Origin of the sequence: Desulfovibrio sp. SGI.230, assembly GCF_050313065.1 — a bacterium.
In the GTDB taxonomy this organism is placed as follows: domain Bacteria; phylum Desulfobacterota; class Desulfovibrionia; order Desulfovibrionales; family Desulfovibrionaceae; genus Desulfovibrio.
Map to the genome: position 1 here is coordinate 38,881 of NZ_JBNPKS010000003.1, position 16,237 is coordinate 55,117.

12 protein-coding genes and 1 CRISPR repeat array (1 of these 13 cut by a window edge) are annotated in these 16,237 nt (G+C 61.7%); all 12 genes read left to right on the forward strand.

The features are described from left to right. The first annotated feature begins 28 nt into the window (after positions 1 to 28). The 12 genes from lon to cas2 all read left to right on the forward strand — a co-directional run bounded on the left by lon (position 29) and on the right by cas2 (position 15,853). Complete coding sequence (gene lon, locus ACQRAG_RS04025; RefSeq protein ID WP_419008876.1) at positions 29 to 2,497, forward strand: endopeptidase La; 2,469 nt, start codon at positions 29 to 31, stop codon at positions 2,495 to 2,497. Positions 2,498 to 2,598: 101 nt separating this feature from the next. Further along, on the forward strand, positions 2,599 to 3,447 hold the full coding sequence (prmC, locus tag ACQRAG_RS04030) for a peptide chain release factor N(5)-glutamine methyltransferase (RefSeq protein ID WP_427803628.1): 849 nt from the start codon (positions 2,599 to 2,601) through the stop codon (positions 3,445 to 3,447). Positions 3,448 to 3,785: 338 nt separating this feature from the next. Continuing rightward, positions 3,786 to 4,250: a hypothetical protein gene (locus tag ACQRAG_RS04035; RefSeq protein ID WP_168935431.1), complete on the forward strand. Its 465-nt coding sequence runs from the start codon at positions 3,786 to 3,788 to the stop codon at positions 4,248 to 4,250. Positions 4,251 to 4,970: 720 nt separating this feature from the next. Further along, on the forward strand, positions 4,971 to 6,332 hold the full coding sequence (locus ACQRAG_RS04040; protein ID WP_006003804.1) for an alanine/glycine:cation symporter family protein: 1,362 nt from the start codon (positions 4,971 to 4,973) through the stop codon (positions 6,330 to 6,332). Positions 6,333 to 6,784: 452 nt separating this feature from the next. Beyond that, the gene (locus ACQRAG_RS04045) at positions 6,785 to 7,465 is read left to right on the forward strand and encodes a phosphoribosylaminoimidazolesuccinocarboxamide synthase (RefSeq protein ID WP_006003800.1); all 681 of its coding nucleotides are present in this window, start codon (positions 6,785 to 6,787) and stop codon (positions 7,463 to 7,465) included. A gap of 372 nt (positions 7,466 to 7,837) precedes the next feature. After that, positions 7,838 to 10,183, forward strand: coding sequence for a CRISPR-associated helicase Cas3' (gene cas3 / locus ACQRAG_RS04050; protein WP_427803629.1), 2,346 nt, complete (start codon positions 7,838 to 7,840; stop codon positions 10,181 to 10,183). A gap of 56 nt (positions 10,184 to 10,239) precedes the next feature. Then, positions 10,240 to 10,908, forward strand: a complete 669-nt coding sequence (gene cas5c, locus ACQRAG_RS04055; protein WP_304006120.1) for a type I-C CRISPR-associated protein Cas5c — start codon at positions 10,240 to 10,242, stop codon at positions 10,906 to 10,908. Then, on the forward strand, positions 10,899 to 13,052 hold the full coding sequence (gene cas8c / locus ACQRAG_RS04060) for a type I-C CRISPR-associated protein Cas8c/Csd1 (RefSeq protein ID WP_427803630.1): 2,154 nt from the start codon (positions 10,899 to 10,901) through the stop codon (positions 13,050 to 13,052). Before cas5c ends, cas8c begins: the two co-directional genes overlap by 10 nt. Before the next feature lie 11 nt (positions 13,053 to 13,063). Next, positions 13,064 to 13,921, forward strand: coding sequence for a type I-C CRISPR-associated protein Cas7/Csd2 (gene cas7c, locus ACQRAG_RS04065; RefSeq protein ID WP_303956179.1), 858 nt, complete (start codon positions 13,064 to 13,066; stop codon positions 13,919 to 13,921). A gap of 2 nt (positions 13,922 to 13,923) precedes the next feature. Next, positions 13,924 to 14,538 (forward strand): CRISPR-associated protein Cas4, encoded by a 615-nt coding sequence (gene cas4, locus ACQRAG_RS04070; protein WP_303876333.1) that lies wholly within the window; start codon positions 13,924 to 13,926, stop codon positions 14,536 to 14,538. Further along, positions 14,535 to 15,560 (forward strand): type I-C CRISPR-associated endonuclease Cas1c, encoded by a 1,026-nt coding sequence (cas1c, locus tag ACQRAG_RS04075; protein ID WP_297138188.1) that lies wholly within the window; start codon positions 14,535 to 14,537, stop codon positions 15,558 to 15,560. The genes cas4 and cas1c overlap by 4 nt, the downstream gene beginning before the upstream one ends. Before the next feature lie 2 nt (positions 15,561 to 15,562). Further along, complete coding sequence (cas2, locus tag ACQRAG_RS04080; protein ID WP_168935437.1) at positions 15,563 to 15,853, forward strand: CRISPR-associated endonuclease Cas2; 291 nt, start codon at positions 15,563 to 15,565, stop codon at positions 15,851 to 15,853. A gap of 177 nt (positions 15,854 to 16,030) precedes the next feature. Further along, positions 16,031 to 16,237: direct repeats of the CRISPR family, unit length 32 nt; unit sequence GTCGCACCCCACGCGGGTGCGTGGATTGAAAC; it runs 1,578 nt beyond the window's last position.

The window sequence follows — 16,237 nt, forward strand, 5'->3', positions numbered from 1 at the left end:
GAAAAAGAACGACCATCCGCTGGAGGACATGCTGTCCCAGTTGCAGGATGCCCTGAGCCAGGCGGTGGATGCCGCCGGACAGGACCAGGGGACGAGCGGCGACGAACAGGCGTCGGCCCCCGGCGAACAGCAGATCTCCGACCTGCTGCCGGTGCTGCCCGTTCGGGATGTCGTAGTGTTCAACTACATGATCCTGCCGCTGTTCATCGGTCGCGAAAAATCCGTCAAAGCCGTGGAAGCCGCCCTCAAGAAGGGCCGCCACCTGCTGGTCTGCACCCAGAAGGAAGAATCCACCGAAGATCCCGGCCCCAACGACCTCTACACTGCCGGTACGGTGGTGCAGGTCATGCGCATGCTCAAGATGCCCGACGGCCGCATCAAGATCCTGGTGCAGGGCGCCAGCCGGGCCAAGGTGGAAGGCTACCACCGTGTGGAGCCCTATCTGGAAGCCCGCATCACCGTCCTGCAGGAAGAGACGCCCCCGCGCGACGCCAAGATAGAAGCCCTGCTGCGCTCCGCCCGCGAGCAGAGCGAAAAGGTGCTCCAGCTGCGCGGCGTGGCCTCCCCGGACATCCTGGCCGTGCTCCAGGGCGTGGAGGAACCGGGCCGTCTGGCCGACCTCATCGCCGCCAACCTGCGCATGAAGACCGCCGAGGCCCAGCGCATCCTCGAAGCCGTGAACCCCGTGGAGCGCCTGATGCTGGTCAATATCCAGCTCGAACGCGAGGTGGAAGTGGCCACCATGCAGGCCCACATCCAGAGCACGGCCCGCGAAGGCATGGACAAGGCGCAGAAGGAATACTTCCTGCGCGAACAGATCAAGGCCATCCGTCACGAACTGGGCGATGCGGCCTCCGAAGGCGAAGAAGAGCTGGACGAGCTGCGCAAGGCCCTGGACAAGGCCGGTCTGCCCAAGGACGTGCGCAAGGAAGCGGACAAGCAATTGCGCCGCCTGTCCGGCATGCACGCCGATTCTTCCGAGGCCAACGTGGTGCGCACCTATCTGGACTGGCTGGTGGAACTGCCGTGGAAGAAGCTTTCCCGCGACCGTCTGGACATCGCCCATGCCAAGGCCATCCTGGATGAGGACCACTACGGTCTGGACAAGATCAAGGACCGCATCCTGGAATTCCTTAGCGTGCGCAAGCTCAATCCCCAGTCCAAGGGGCCCATCCTCTGCTTCGCCGGCCCTCCAGGCGTGGGCAAGACCTCGCTGGGCCGCTCCATCGCGCGGGCACTGGGCCGTCATTTCCAGCGCCTGTCCCTGGGCGGCATGCATGACGAGGCCGAGATCCGCGGCCACCGCCGCACCTATATCGGCGCCATGCCCGGCCGCATCATCCAGGCCATCAAGCAGGCCGGTACCCGCAACCCGGTCATCGTGCTGGACGAAGTGGACAAGCTGGGTTCCGATTTCCGGGGCGACCCCTCGTCCGCTCTGCTGGAAGTGCTGGACCCCGAACAGAACCACACCTTCAGCGACCACTACCTGAACGTGCCCTTCGACCTTTCCAAGGTCATGTTCCTGTGTACGGCCAACCATCTGGAGACCATCCCGGCTCCCCTGCGCGACCGTATGGAGGTCATCAGCCTGCCCGGCTACACCATGCAGGAAAAGGTGGAGATCGCCAAACGCCACCTGCTGCCCAAGAAGGTGACGGAGAACGGCCTGCGTGAAGGTGACGTCATCATGGACGATACCGCCCTTACCGCCGTCATCCGCGGCTATACCCGCGAAGCCGGCCTGCGCAACCTGGAACGGGAGCTGGGCTCCATCTGCCGCAAGCTGGCCCGCCAGCGTGCCGAAGGCAAGAAGGGCAGCTTCACCGTGGACAGCGCCATGGTGGAAAAACTGCTGGGCGCGCCGCGCTTCATCGAAGACGAGAAGGACAAGCGCCTCATGCCCGGCATGGCTCTGGGCCTGGCCTGGACCCCGGCCGGCGGCGAGGTGCTGACCATCGAATGCGCCTGCATGAAGGGCAAGGGCAACCTGCAGCTCACGGGCCAGCTGGGCGACGTCATGAAGGAAAGCGCCCGCATCGCCATGAGCTACATCCGCAGCCGGGCCGACAGCCTGGGCATCGACGCGGACTTCAGCGATACGCAGGACATCCACATCCATGTGCCTGCCGGTGCCGTGCCCAAGGACGGCCCCTCCGCCGGTGTCACGCTGACCTCGGCCCTGATCTCGGCCCTGAGCGGCCGCATCGTGCGGGCCGATACCTGCATGACCGGCGAGATCACCCTGCAGGGCCGGGTGCTGCCCGTGGGCGGCATCAAGGAAAAGATCCTGGCCGGTGTGGCACGCGGGCTCAAGCATGTCATCATCCCCAGCCAGAACGTCAAGGATCTGGAAGAGGTCCCCAAGGAACTGCTGAAAAAGATCAAGGTCCACCCCGCGCACACTTATGACGATGTGCTGGCCCTGGCCTTCGAACCCGTCAAAAAGACGGCCGCGCGTGCCAGGAAAGCCGCTCCGGCCACGGAAAAGAAATAACGCCGCTGTCGCCCCTGCAAGGCGGTGACGCGGATGGCCCGGGACGACATGGCGTTGCCCCGGGCCTTTTTGCTTTGCCCAGCCGCACACAGGACAAGGATATGACCCTTCAGGAACTGCTGACCTCGCTGACCCGCGACCTGCACGCCGCAGGCACGGATGCCCCCGCGCTGGAGGCCCGCCTGCTGGCAGGCCATGTGCTGCACCTTGACCGCATCGGCCTGATGCTGGCCATGCCCTCCCCTGTGGCGGACGATGCGGCCGCCGCCATCCGTGCCCTGACCGCCCGCCGCTGCGCCGGTGAACCGCTGGCCCACATCACCGGGCGGCGCGAGTTCTTCGGCCGCGATTTCGAGGTCAGCCCGCAGACCCTCATCCCCCGGCCGGAGACCGAGCTGCTGCTGGAGATCGTGCTGCGGGAATGCGAGGGGCACGGGGACGTGCGCTTTGCGGATCTGGGCACGGGCACGGGCTGCATCGGCATCACGCTGGCTCTGGAGCTGCCGCACAGCCGGGGCCTGCTGTTGGAATACAGCGCCGGGGCCCTGCCCGTGGCGGCCCGCAACATCCGCAGCCTGCAGGCCGCTGACCGTCTGGCCCTGGTACGGGGGGACATGTTCACGCCGCCGCTGTTGCCGCAGGGGCTGGACGTTCTGGTCAGCAATCCGCCCTACATCGCCGCTGCGGAAGAAGGCGAGGTCATGGCGGAAGTCCTGCACCACGAACCGCACAGCGCACTCTTTTCCGAGCAGGACGGTCTGCGCCACCTGCACGCCGTCATCCGTGCCGGACAGCAGGCCCTGAGACCGGGCGGCCTTATGGCCATGGAACACGGTTACCGCCAGGGCGAGGCCGTGCGCCGTCTGCTGATGGAGGCCGGTTACGGCGCGCCCCGCACCGAGCAGGATCTGGCCGGTCTGGACCGCTGTACCTGGGCCCGCCGGGGCTGATCCGCCGGAGGAACCAGCAGCAGCGGGCGTCCCTGCCCTCCCGCGCCGGCAGGGCACTGCCCAGGGGCACCGCCGCTCCCCTTGCTGCACACGCCATCGCCGCCGCCCGCGAGGCCTGCGATGTGTGCCGCCCGCGAGCTGCACACATCTTGATAAAATTTTTCCGGCTCCTCTCCCCGCAGGCGACCCTGTACGGAAAGGACGGGCAGCACTCCGGCCCTCCGTATCTTCCGGCGGGCACGTCGCGCGCGCCGAGGCCGGGCACGGCGAAAAAATTTCCCACTTCCCGGCTAGGCCCGGAAGGCACTCTTTGCTATAGCAAGGCAAAGGTGTTCGTCATGGGAAGATACGCAGACCCCACGGAAAAAGCCATCCGCTGCCCGCTCAAGGGGCATCAGCGGCCCCTGCTGGCCTGTCTGGCCTGCCGGCATTTCCCCTGTCGCGCCATGACGGAAGAACGGCTGGCCCTGTTGCGCACGTCGCCCTTTGTCCAGCTGGATACGAAAAACTCAAAACTGCTGCCACGGAGGCACGTCATGTATATTTTCAGGATGACTTCTGGAGAACTGCGGGACGCTCCCGAAGATTTCAGCCCCGATGCCCCGGACTTCGAACAGCTGGCCGATGTGGAAGAAGTGCTGGTCATCGGCAAGGTGCTGGTCAAGCAGTTGCGCCTGGTGGCCAAGCCCCGGGAAGAGCGCGACCGCATCCGGGAACAGCTCTCCACGCCCGACCTGCCTGAAGAAGTGGAAGAAGAAAAGCCCCGCCGCAGACGCCGCAGCAGCGTCCGGGACGAGGACTGATGCCATTAGGGACTGCATCCGTGCGGTCCCTTTTTCTTTTTCCCTTGCTGATTTTCCTTTTCGGGATGCAGATCAATTTTTTCCATCACCGGGATCCGCCAGCCCCGTCCGCCTTTTGTCCGCCTCTCTTCCCCTGCCCTGGCATGCCTTTCCCCTGACGGCGATCTTTTTTGCGGCGTCCGCCACTACCAAGGGCACGCGCCCTCCCGGCCCCTGATCCCGGCCTTTCCCGTCCCTGACGGGCTGCATGTCCCTCTCCGGACCGCAAGAGCAAGGGCGCTCCCATCCGCTCATCCCGGGCAGGATTTTTTCCATAAACGGCAGCCAACAAGCCGGCATCACGCATATTTTTTTGCTCTCCACGCGATGCTTGGGAAATGATTCCCAATCAATTCCGGCATGGACATTTTCCGCGTTACGGTTTAATGTCGCACATGCATAGATAAATCGACGACAACCATAGCGAACAGCGACAGCGCCCCTGCCCGCCGGACACCACCGTACCGGCATCCGTACCGGGCCCGCCCCGGAACGAAAAAAGGACGCGCTGTTTTTTTGGCCCCGTATGGATGCAAATCATTCATCCATACATGAATCTCGCGAAGGTTGCCGGGAACATGACACCATCATTCCATATTCGACATGCCTTGCCAGACGACGGACGGACACGGGGTTCTCCTGCCGGATGACATGCAGGCCGGATAGCCTGAGGGGGAAACCATGGAAGAATTGACGAAACTTGTCTCCAACATCAACAGCTTCATCTGGGGCATGTACTGCCTTATCCCGCTGCTGTGTGGTGTGGGCATATACTTCACCATCCGGCTGAAGTTCATCCAGGTCCGCAAGTTCGGACAGGCCGTGCGCATGCTCTTCGGTGACCTTTCCCTGAAGGGCAAGCGCGCCGACAAGCACGGCATGAGCTCCTTCCAGTCCGTGGCCACCGCCATCGCCGCCCAGGTGGGTACCGGCAACCTGGCCGGTGCCGCCACCGCCATCGCCATGGGTGGTCCCGGCGCCATCTTCTGGATGTGGATCGCCGCCTTCTTCGGCATGGCCACCATCTTTGCCGAAGCCGTGCTGGCCCAGGTCTACCGCACCCGCGACGACGCCGGCCACATCACCGGCGGCCCCGCCTACTACATCTCCAAAGGTCTCGGCAGCCACAAGCTGGCCGTGTTCTTCTCGGTCTCCATCATCATCGCCCTGGGTTGCATCGGCAATATGGTGCAGTCCAACTCCATCGCCGACGCCTTCAAGACCGCTTTTGACGTGCCGCCCCTGGTCATGGGCCTGATCATCGCCGCCTGCGGTGCCTTCGTCTTCTTCGGCGGCATCGGCCGCATCGCTGCCGTGACCGAAAAGATGGTGCCCCTCATGGCCCTGCTGTATGTCATCGGCGGCCTGTTCGTGGTCCTCAGCAATGCCGACCAGATCATCCCCGCCTTCAAGATGATCTTTGTGGGCGCCTTCGATCCTTCGGCCGCCACCGGCGGCATCATCGGTGCCGGTGTCAAGGAAGCCATCCGCTACGGTGTGGCCCGCGGCTTGTTCTCCAACGAAGCCGGTATGGGTTCCACGCCTCACGCCCATGCCGTGGCCAAGGTGCAGTACCCCGCCCAGCAGGGCCTGATGGGTATCGTCAGCGTGTTCATCGATACCTTCGTCGTGCTCAACATGACCGCCCTGGTCATCTTCGTCACCGGCGCTCTGGACGGTACCACCACCGGTATCGCCCTGACCCAGAAGGCCTTCTCCACCGGTCTGGGTGCCTTTGGTATCAAGTTCGTGGCCATCTGCCTGCTGTTCTTCGCCTTCTCCACCATCGTGGGCTGGTATTTCTTCGGTGAGCAGAACGTCAAGTATCTGTTCGGTACCCGCGGCGTGACCCCCTACCGCGTGGTGGTGATGTGCTTCATCGTCATGGGTTCCCTGCTGCAGGTGAACCTGGTGTGGGAACTGGCCGACATGTTCAACGGCCTCATGGCCTTCCCCAACCTTATCGCCCTCATCGGTCTGGCCAAGGTCGTGAGCAAGGCCCTGGACGAATTCGAACAGGCCAACCTGGCTGACAACAAGTAGGGTCCCTGCCTGAAACAAAAAGTCCCCTGACCATCGTGGCCAGGGGACTTTTTTCATTTTTTTTCAAGGCCTCGCAGGCAGCCGCAGGGCCATGCATCAGGGAAAAAAGCGTACGGGAATCAAAGCGTGGTCCCGATGCAGCCATCATGCTTTCAACATACTGCAACAAAAAACAGAAAAAACAAATGTAACACTACATAATAATGCCATTTATGGAATTTTTTTTCATCCATCGCACAGGATTTTTTTATAAAATTAGATAAAAAATAAAAAATTTACTCACTCTTTTTCTTAATGCATTGCCTTTATGCAGTAAAAAATATCCCCCATATTCCCTGCTTGATTTCACACTATAATAATTATATGCATACCGGACATTTTTTGATTCTGACCGGCCCTGCCGGGCCGAAGCAAAATTTTTCTCCCACCATAGCTTCACGGAGGTATCGAAAATGGAGCTCATCTACACTGGCAAAACGAAGAACGTCTATGCCCTGGAAAACGGCAACTATCTGCTGAAGTTCAAAGATGACTGCACCGGCAAGGACGGCGTTTTCGATCCCGGCGAGAACTCCGTGGGCCTGACCATCGACGGCGTGGGCGACGTGAACCTGCGCATGTCCATCTACTTCTTCGAAAAGATCAATGCCGCCGGCATCAAGACCCACTATGTGAGCGCCAACCTGGCCGACACCACCATGGAAGTCCTGCCTGCCAAGCCCTTCGGCAAGGGCCTGGAAGTGATCTGCCGCCACAAGGCCGTGGGCAGCTTCATCCGCCGTTACGGTGATTACATCGAAGAAGGTGCCGACCTGCCCGCCTATGTGGAAACCACCTTCAAGAACGACGCCCTGGGCGACCCCCTGGTCACCAAGGACGCCCTGGTGGCCCTGGGCGTGATGACCGACAAGCAGTACGACGACATCAAGGACATGACCCAGAAGATCACCCAGATCGTGGCCGACGACCTGAAGGAAAAGGGCCTGGTCCTGTACGACATCAAGTTCGAATACGGCTATGACGCCGACGGCAAGGTCATCCTCATCGACGAGATCGCCTCCGGCAACATGCGCGTCTACAAGGACGGCAAGTACATCGATCCCATGACCCTGTCCAAGATGTTCTTTGCCTAATCGGCAAGGACCTCCCCGCCGCGGCCTGACGGGCTGACGGCATCCGCCTGCAAGGCACGCCCGGTATGGAATGCTCCATGCCGGGCTTTTTTTATGCCGGATGCAGCTGCGGGACGGGACTTTTTCCCTCTCCGTCATGCGCAGGGCAGACGATCCAGCAATCTTTCCAGCCTGTCGGCGCAGCAGTGACGCACGACGCCCTTCCAAGCCCCTCACACACAACGCGACAGCCTTCAATAATCTGGAATCACAGAAGAAAAACAAGACATCACAAAGCCGGCATGATTTTCTCCAGCGTTCGTATTGCAGCCATTACAAATAAAATGATACAATAAAGACACATATATTTTTCCATACTCTCGGGAGGGACGCATGCTGTACGCGCATACGCTCGCCGGCCATCCGAAAAAAGACTGGCAGACCTTGCAGGAGCATCTGGACAACGTCGGCAGGCTGGCAGCGGACTTTGCCTCCTTGTTCGGAGCCGCCAGGACAGGGGCGACGCTGGGTACCCACCACGATGCCGGAAAAGCCACAGAAGGATTCCAGCGCAGGCTGGAAGGCGGCCCACGTGTCGATCATTCCACAGCAGGGGCCGTACTGCTCGGGCAACGCTGGGAAGCGTCTCCATCCCGGCAGACCGCCGCCCTGGGCACCATGCTGTCCCGTTTTCTGGCCTATCCCATCCTCGGACATCACGGCGGCCTGCCCGACGCCGGATCCGAATACGGTACCGGTCTCGACCACCGCCTTGCTCCCGGCAATATCCAAAATCTCCCCTCCTGGGACCCCGCGGCCATCCCGCTTCCGGCCTCTCCCATGGACATCTACCAGGAGATGCTCCCGCTCATCTGCAAGCAGGGACGCCATCCTGATCCCTTCCGCATCTGCTTTGCCCTGCGCATGCTGTTTTCCTGCCTTGTGGATGCTGACTATCTCGATACGGAACGTTTCTGCACCCCCGACATCTACCGGCTCCGGCCAGCGGTCCCCGCCCTGTCGCCGCTGGCCGTCCGTCTGGAAGACTATCTGCATCGCAAAGGTTTCCTGCACGAAAGCCGTGTGGCCCCGGAAGAACTTGAGGCAGGTGCGGCCGCGCCCTGCGGCAGCAGTGAACGCCAAAAGGCCATCGCCCTGGCCCGCTCCTTCATCCGCGAACAGTGCGAACAGGCTGCGGCCGCCGCTCCCGGCCTGTTCTCGCTCACAGTCCCGACCGGAGGGGGCAAGACGCTCTCCTCGCTGTCTTTCGCCATACGGCACGCCATCCGGCACGATCTGCGCCGCATCATCTTTGTGGTGCCCTACACCAGCATCATCGAGCAGAGCGCCCAAATATTCCGCGAGGCGCTCGGCGATGAGGTGGTGCTGGAACACCACAGCAATTTCGTCCATCCCGACGAAGGCGATGACGAAAGCACGGCCAGCCTGCAATACCGGCTGAGTACGGAAAACTGGGAAGCAGCCGTCATCGTCACCACGTCCGTCCAGTTTTTCGAATCCCTGTTTTCCTGCAAGCCTTCCCGCTGCCGCAAACTGCACAACATCGCCCGCAGTGTGGTCATCCTCGACGAAGCCCAGATGATCCCCGTGCCCTTTGTCGCTCCCTGCGTGGAGGCCCTGCGCAGCCTTGCCGGGCACTACGGGACAAGCATCGTCCTCTGCACGGCCACCCAGCCGGCCCTGCTGCGCTCCACGGCCCTGCCTTGCGGGTTCGAAGCGGACGAAGTCCGCAGCCTGGTGCCCGAATCGACCCTCCCGGCCCTGTTCAGGATCTTTGAACGCGTGCGGACGACCTTTGAGCCCATGCTCACTGATGCGGAACTGGGCGCACGCCTGCTGGCGGAGCGCCAGGTGCTCTGCATCCTGAATTCACGGCGCCATGCCCGCGCGCTGTTCGAGCGATGCGGCAAAAACGAGGATCTTTTCCATCTCAGCGCGTACATGACGCCCTGCCACCGCAGCCGCACCTTGCAGACCATACGGGAAAGGCTGGCCAGCGGCCTTCCCTGCCGTGTCATCAGCACCTCGCTCATCGAGTGCGGCGTGGATATCAGCTTTCCCGTGGTCTACCGCGAACGCAACGGCCTCGATGTCATTGCCCAGGCAGCCGGGCGCTGCAACAGGCATGGAGAACGGGAGCTTGGGCAGGTCTGCGTCTTTGACGGCGAACAGCCCGTTCCCCTCCGGGCCGCCGACCTGAACCGCAGACGCGAGGCCTGTGCCCTTGTCCAGGATGCGGACGACCTGTTCGGGCCCGCGACCATCCGGCGTTATTTCCAGGCCCTGTACAGCCACCCGGAACTGCTCGATGAGCACGCCATCCTCCGGAAGATGAAGCTCGTCACCTCCTCCAATGCCGCCCTGGACCCGCGCTTTTACCGCATCCCCAAGCTGGATGCGGATTTTGCGGAGATCGACAGAACATTCCAGTTTATCGAATCTCAAACGGATAGCGTGGTCATCGAATCCCAGCTCCCGGAAGAGTTGCGCACCTGCCTGCGCAACGAGCAAGCCCTCCCCTCCCGGGTATTCCGCAGGCTGCAATCCTACAGCGTCCAGGTCTATCGCTGGGAACGGGAAGCCATGGAACAGGCCGGCCGGCTGGAGTGCCTCCATGACTGCGTGTACCTGCTCAGCGGCGGTCTGGGCTATGCGGAGGACACCGGACTGGATGTGCGGATGGCGGACGGCATCTCCTCGGCAGATCTGGTTTTCTGATCCGCCAGACAGGCCGGGAAGATCCCGGCAAGGACAGCAACTGAAAGGAGGCTCCCATGATCGGAGTCAGATTACGGGTCCGGGGCGACTATGCCCTGTTCACCCGCCCGGAAAACAAGGGGGAACGCTGCAGCTATGATGTCCCCACACCATCGGCGATGCGCGGCATCCTTGAAGCCATCCACTGGAAACCGGCCATACGCTGGCTCGTGGACAGGATCCACGTCCTGAACCCCATCGTGTTCGACAGCATCCGGCGCAACGAGGTCTCGGAAAAGGGCCCCAGCGTGAAAAGCGTCAAAAATGCGGCAAAGAACGGCACGCCCCTGTACCTGTTCGCCGACGAATGCCGCCAGCAACGGGCCACCCTGCTGCTGCGGCATGTGGATTACGTCATCGAGGCCCATTTCGAGCTGACGGACAAAGCCGGCCCGTCGGACAACGAAGGCAAGCACATCGACATCTTTCGGCGCCGCGCACGAAATGGCGAGTGCTTCCAGCAGCCTTGTCTGGGTTGCCGTGAGTTCCCCGCCTATTTTTCCCTTCTGGAAGAAAAGGATGCGATGCCCGCCTCCAGCCTGGCCCACGATGCGCCGCGCGATCTCGGCTATATGCTGTACGACATCGACTATGCCCACGGCATGAAGCCCCTGTTCTATCGTCCGCGCCTGGAACAGGGGATCATCGACGTGGCCCGCTGGAAAAGGGAAACCCTATGTATCTGACAGAACTGTACCGTTTTTACGAACGCATGACGCAGGATCCCCAGTCCGGCATGCCGCCCGAAGGCATGAGCGCCGAAGCCATCCACTTTGCCCTGGTCATCGGCGAAGACGGCAGCCTGAAAGGCGTGCATGACCTGCGCGACAGCAAAGGCAAGCCGCTGCGCCGTTTCGTACCGGCGGCGGTCAGCCGATCAAGCAATGTCGCCGCCAACTTCCTGTGGGACAAGACCTCCTACGTCCTCGGCATCGACGGACGTGACGATTCCTGCCCCTCCCCGGAAAAACGACAGGCCTTTCTGGCGCTGCATCATGAGCGTTTCGATGCCTGCCCGGACAGACACGCCAAAGCGCTGCTGGCCTTTCTGGATCACTGGCGGCCGGAGATGCTCCACAGCCTGCCCGAACGTCAGGCCCTGCTGGGCAGCCGCCTGGTCTTCCAGCTTGAAGGCGAAGACCGCTTCCTCCACGAAGAACCGGCCATGGACGCAGGCCCGGCAACGGGCAGCGCGGAGATCTCCTTTGCCCTGGTCATCGCTGAAGACGGCTGCCTGAGATCTGTCCGCGACCTGCGCGACAGTAAAGGCAAGCCGCGCAAGATGTCCGTCCCGGCGGCACGGCGGCGGAAAAAGGAACTGCTCCCGAACATGCTCTGGGATGACGCGGCGTATGTGCTGGGCGTTGACGGAAAGGACGATACACGCCCCAGCCCGGAGACCGCGGCGGCCTTCCACGCGCTCCACAGGAAACTGCTGCAGGATGCGGACGACAAACACGCCCGCGCCCTGCTGGCCTTTCTGGACCGCTGGCAGCCGGAGATGCTCCAAAGCCTGCCCGAACGTCAGGCCCTTCTGGACAGCAACCTGGTCTTCCGGCTCCAGGGCGAAGAGGGCTTCCTGCACGAACACCCCGCCCTGCAGCGGATCTGGCTGGACAATCTCGACGGACAGGAATGCCCGCAGGGACAGTGCCTCGTCACGGGCAGGGAAGGCCCCATCCTGAAAGTGCATCCCGTCATCAAAGGCGTCATAGGCGCCCAGACCTCGGGGGCCCGTCTCATCTCGTTCACCTGCAACTCGTTCCAGTCCTTCGGCAAGGAACAAAGCGAAAATGCCCCTGTCAGCCCGCGCGCGGCCCGCGGCTATACCGCGGCCCTGAACTACCTGCTCCAAAAGGAGCACAAACAGGTCGTACGCCTGGGGGAAGACAGCATCGTCTTCTGGACGGACAGGGCCTGCGCGGAGGAATCCCTGCTCGGGGCCCTGTTCGACGGTCTCGACGCCACCGAGCAGACGCAGGACAGCGCCCTGCTGCACAAGGTCCGCTCCCTGCTGACGGCCATGGCCTGCGGCCGCCCCGTCAGCGAAGATGACGGTATCGACACCAGCGTGCGCTTTTTCGTACTCGGACTTGCCCCCAATGCCGCCCGGCTGGGCGTCCGTCTCTGGGTGACGGACACCTTCGGCAATCTGCTGCAACGCTTCGGCCGCTGGTATCGCGACCTGGCCATCGAACGCCGCTACCCCGGCGAAGAGGAGCACCCCGCCCTGTGGCAGCTGCTGCGGGACCTTGCCCCCTTGCAAAAATCCGAAAACATCCCGCCCCTGCTCGGCGGGCAGCTGCTGCGCAACATCCTGCTGGGGCGCGCCTGGCCGCAAAGCATGTACACTGCCGCCCTGCAGCGCATCCACGCGGACAAGAACGTCACCTATTACCGGGCCGCGCTCATCAAGGCCCATCTTTGCGATACGACAGCAAAAGGAGCCACCATGTCACTGGACAAGGAAGAACAGAACAAGGGTTACCGGCTGGGCCGCCTGTTCGCGGTCCTGGAAAAAGCCCAGACCGACGCGCTGGGCAGCGTGAACGCGTCGCTCCGGGAACGCTACATCGGCGCGGCCTCGACGCGGCCCTGCCTGGTGTTCCCGCAGCTGCTGAAGACGGCCCAGTTCCACATCTCCAAAAGTGCCAAGCAGCATCCCGGCTACGACATCCGCTTTTCCCGTCTGGTAAGCGAGATCATGGACGGCATGACGGTCTTTCCGCCTGTGCTCTCGCTGGAGAATCAGGGCCGCTTCATGCTGGGCTACTATCATCAGAACAACGCACTCTATCAGAAAAAGACGGCTGACGACGCCGAAAACTAAGGAGAACTGCCATGCCTGCCATCACGAACCGTTATGACTTCGTGCTTTTCTTCGACGTGGAGAACGGCAACCCCAACGGCGATCCCGACGCCGGCAACATGCCCCGCATCGACCCCGAGACCGGCCTGGGGCTGGTGACGGACGTCTGCCTCAAGCGCAAGGTGCGCAATTATGTGGAGCTGGCCAAGGAAGGAGCCACCGGCTACCGGATCTATGTGCAGGAAAAAGCCGTGCTCAACCAGAAGAACCAGGAGGCCTACACGGCCCTGTCGCTGAAGGCGGAATCCAAAAAGCTGCCCAAAAAGCCTGACGAGGCCCGCGCCGTCACGGCCTGGATGTGCGAGAACTTTTTCGACATCCGTACCTTCGGCGCTGTCATGAGCACGGAAGTGAACTGCGGTCAGGTACGCGGCCCGGTGCAGCTGACCTTTGCCCGCAGCGTGGAGCCCGTCGTCCCTGCCGAGGTGAGCATCACGCGTATGGCCGTGACCAATGAAAAAGACCTGGAAAAAGAGCGCACCATGGGCCGCAAGTTCATCGTGCCTTACGGCCTGTATCGTATGGAGGGCTTTGTTTCCGTCCCGCTGGCGGAAAAAAGCGGCTTTGCCGATGACGACCTGGACCTGCTGTGGGAGGCGCTCAGCAACATGTTCGAGCATGACCGCTCAGCGGCACGCGGCAAGATGGGCGCCCGCAAGCTGTTCATCTTCAAGCATGAAAAACGCATGGGCAACGCGCCCGCACAAAAGCTTTTCGACATGGTGCACTGCCGCCGCACCAGTGAAGGCCCGGCCCGCGGCTTTGCGGATTATGCCGTCACGCTGGAAGGCACCTGCCCTGAAGGCATCAGTGTGGAAGAACGCCTGTAGCCATGCACGACATCCTGTTGTCCGCCCTGCAGCATTATGTGGTCTGTCCCCGGCAGTGCGCGCTCATCCATATGGAACAGATATGGACGGAAAACGAGCACACCGCCGCGGGACGCCTGCTGCACGAGTCCGTCCACAGCGGGGAGACCCGGCTGCGGGACGGCGTCAGGATCGTCACAGACCTTGAACTCCATTCCGCGCGGCTGGGGCTCCGCGGCAAATCTGATGCCGTGGAGCTTCACCGCGACGGCAGACGATGGCGGCCCTACCCGGTGGAATATAAAAAAGGCTCTCCCCATGGAGACTGTCTGGCGGACAGTATCCAGCTCTGCGGGCAAGCCCTGTGTCTGGAAGAGATGTTTGCCACGTCCATCCCCGAAGGGGCCCTGTTTTACGGCACGCCTCACCGGCGTACGGTGGTGCGGTTCAGCCCGGAGCTTCGGGAAAAAACGGAGCGGACCGTCGCGGCCGTGCGGGAGATGCTGGCAAGCGCCCGGCTGCCCTCCGCACAAAAAAGCGCCGTCTGTTCTTCCTGCTCGCTTGCGGCCTGCTGCATGCCCGGTTCGCCGCCTGCTGTTTCCGTCTATCTGGACAAACTGTGTGAGGAAGAGGGATGAAACGCTATCTGAATACCTTGTTCGTCACCACGCAGGATACCTGGCTCTCCAAACAGGGGGAATGTGTGGAGCTGCACCATGACGGACAGAGCCTTGGGACCATCCCCCTGCATACACTCCAGTCCATCGCCTGCTTTGGCCGGGTAAGTTGCAGCCCGTATCTTCTGGAACATTGTGCGGCACTGGGCGTCACGGTCTCCTGGTTTTCCGAGAGCGGCCGTTTCATGGCGTCTGTCCAGGGCCCGACCAGGGGGAACGTGCTCTTGCGTCGGGCCCAGTACCGCGCGACCGACAGCCCCCGGCAGACGGCCGACCTTGCGCGCTCCTTCCTGATAGGCAAGGTGGCCAACTGCAGGACCATACTCATGCGACAAGCGCGCAACGCCCCTCTTCCGGCCCTGTCCGCCGCCATCGAATCCCTGGGCCATACCCTCAGGCAGCTCCGCCGGGAAGACGACCTGGAGACCCTGCGAGGGCTGGAAGGCGATGCTGCCCGGACATACTTCGGCGCCTTCGATCTGCTCATCCGTCCCCAATGCCGTGCCGGGGGCATGGTCTTTGAACAAAGGAGCAGGCGCCCTCCCATGAACGAGGTGAACTGCCTCCTTTCCTTTCTCTATACCCTGCTTGCCCATGATATCCGCAGCGCGTGCGAAAGCGTCGGCCTGGATCCGGCCGTCGGCTTTCTCCATCGGGAACGCCCCGGCCGGGCAAGCCTGGCGCTGGACATCATGGAAGAATTTCGTCCGTATCTTGCGGACAGGCTGGCCCTGTCGCTCATCAACCGACAGCAGCTGACGGCAAAGGACTTCATCCGCGCACCGTCGGGAGCTGTCACCATGAAGGAAAAAAGCCGAAAAAAGGTCATCGTTGCCTGGCAGGAAAGAAAAAAGGACGACGTGGAGCATCCCTTCCTCCATGAACGCATGGCTGTCGGCCTTGTTTTTTTCATCCAGGCCCGCCTGCTGGCCAGGACCCTTCGTGATGATCTGGAAGCCTATCCCCCCTTTGTCGTGAGGTGATCATGGTCGTCCTTGTCAGTTATGACGTGAATACACAGGATGCCGCAGGCAAGCGCAGGCTGCGCCGCATAGCCAGGCTTTGCACCAGCTGGGGGCAGCGGGTCCAGTTTTCTGTTTTTGAGTGCCTGCTCGATAATGCCCAATGGCAGGTCTTGCGTGCGCAGCTCCTGGACGAGATGGACCCGGAACGGGACAGCTTGCGCTTCTATTTTTTGGGGAACCACTGGCGAAGCAAGATAGAGCATATCGGCGTCAAGGCAGCCTACGATCCGGAAGGTCCGCTGATATTCTGATCGAGGACCTCTATGGGGCGTCTTTTCCCGGCAGGATATCGATGCCTGTTATATATTGATATCATTAAAAAATATATTTCCAGTTTGAAAAAACGTCCTGCCTTTGACCTGAATCTTTTTTCATCCTCGAAAAGGATTTGCTAATCACGGGAATCTACTGGATAAAACATGGAAACAGTCGCACCCCACGCGGGTGCGTGGATTGAAACTGTCTGCGCTTGACCCTTATACCGGGTACGATGACCGTCGCACCCCACGCGGGTGCGTGGATTGAAACCTGCGCCCTCACATTGGCCGTCTGGATGAATGTCCGCGGTCGCACCCCACGCGGGTGCGTGGATTGAAACGCAAGAACGTTCGCTAACCAAGACAATCACAGGAGGT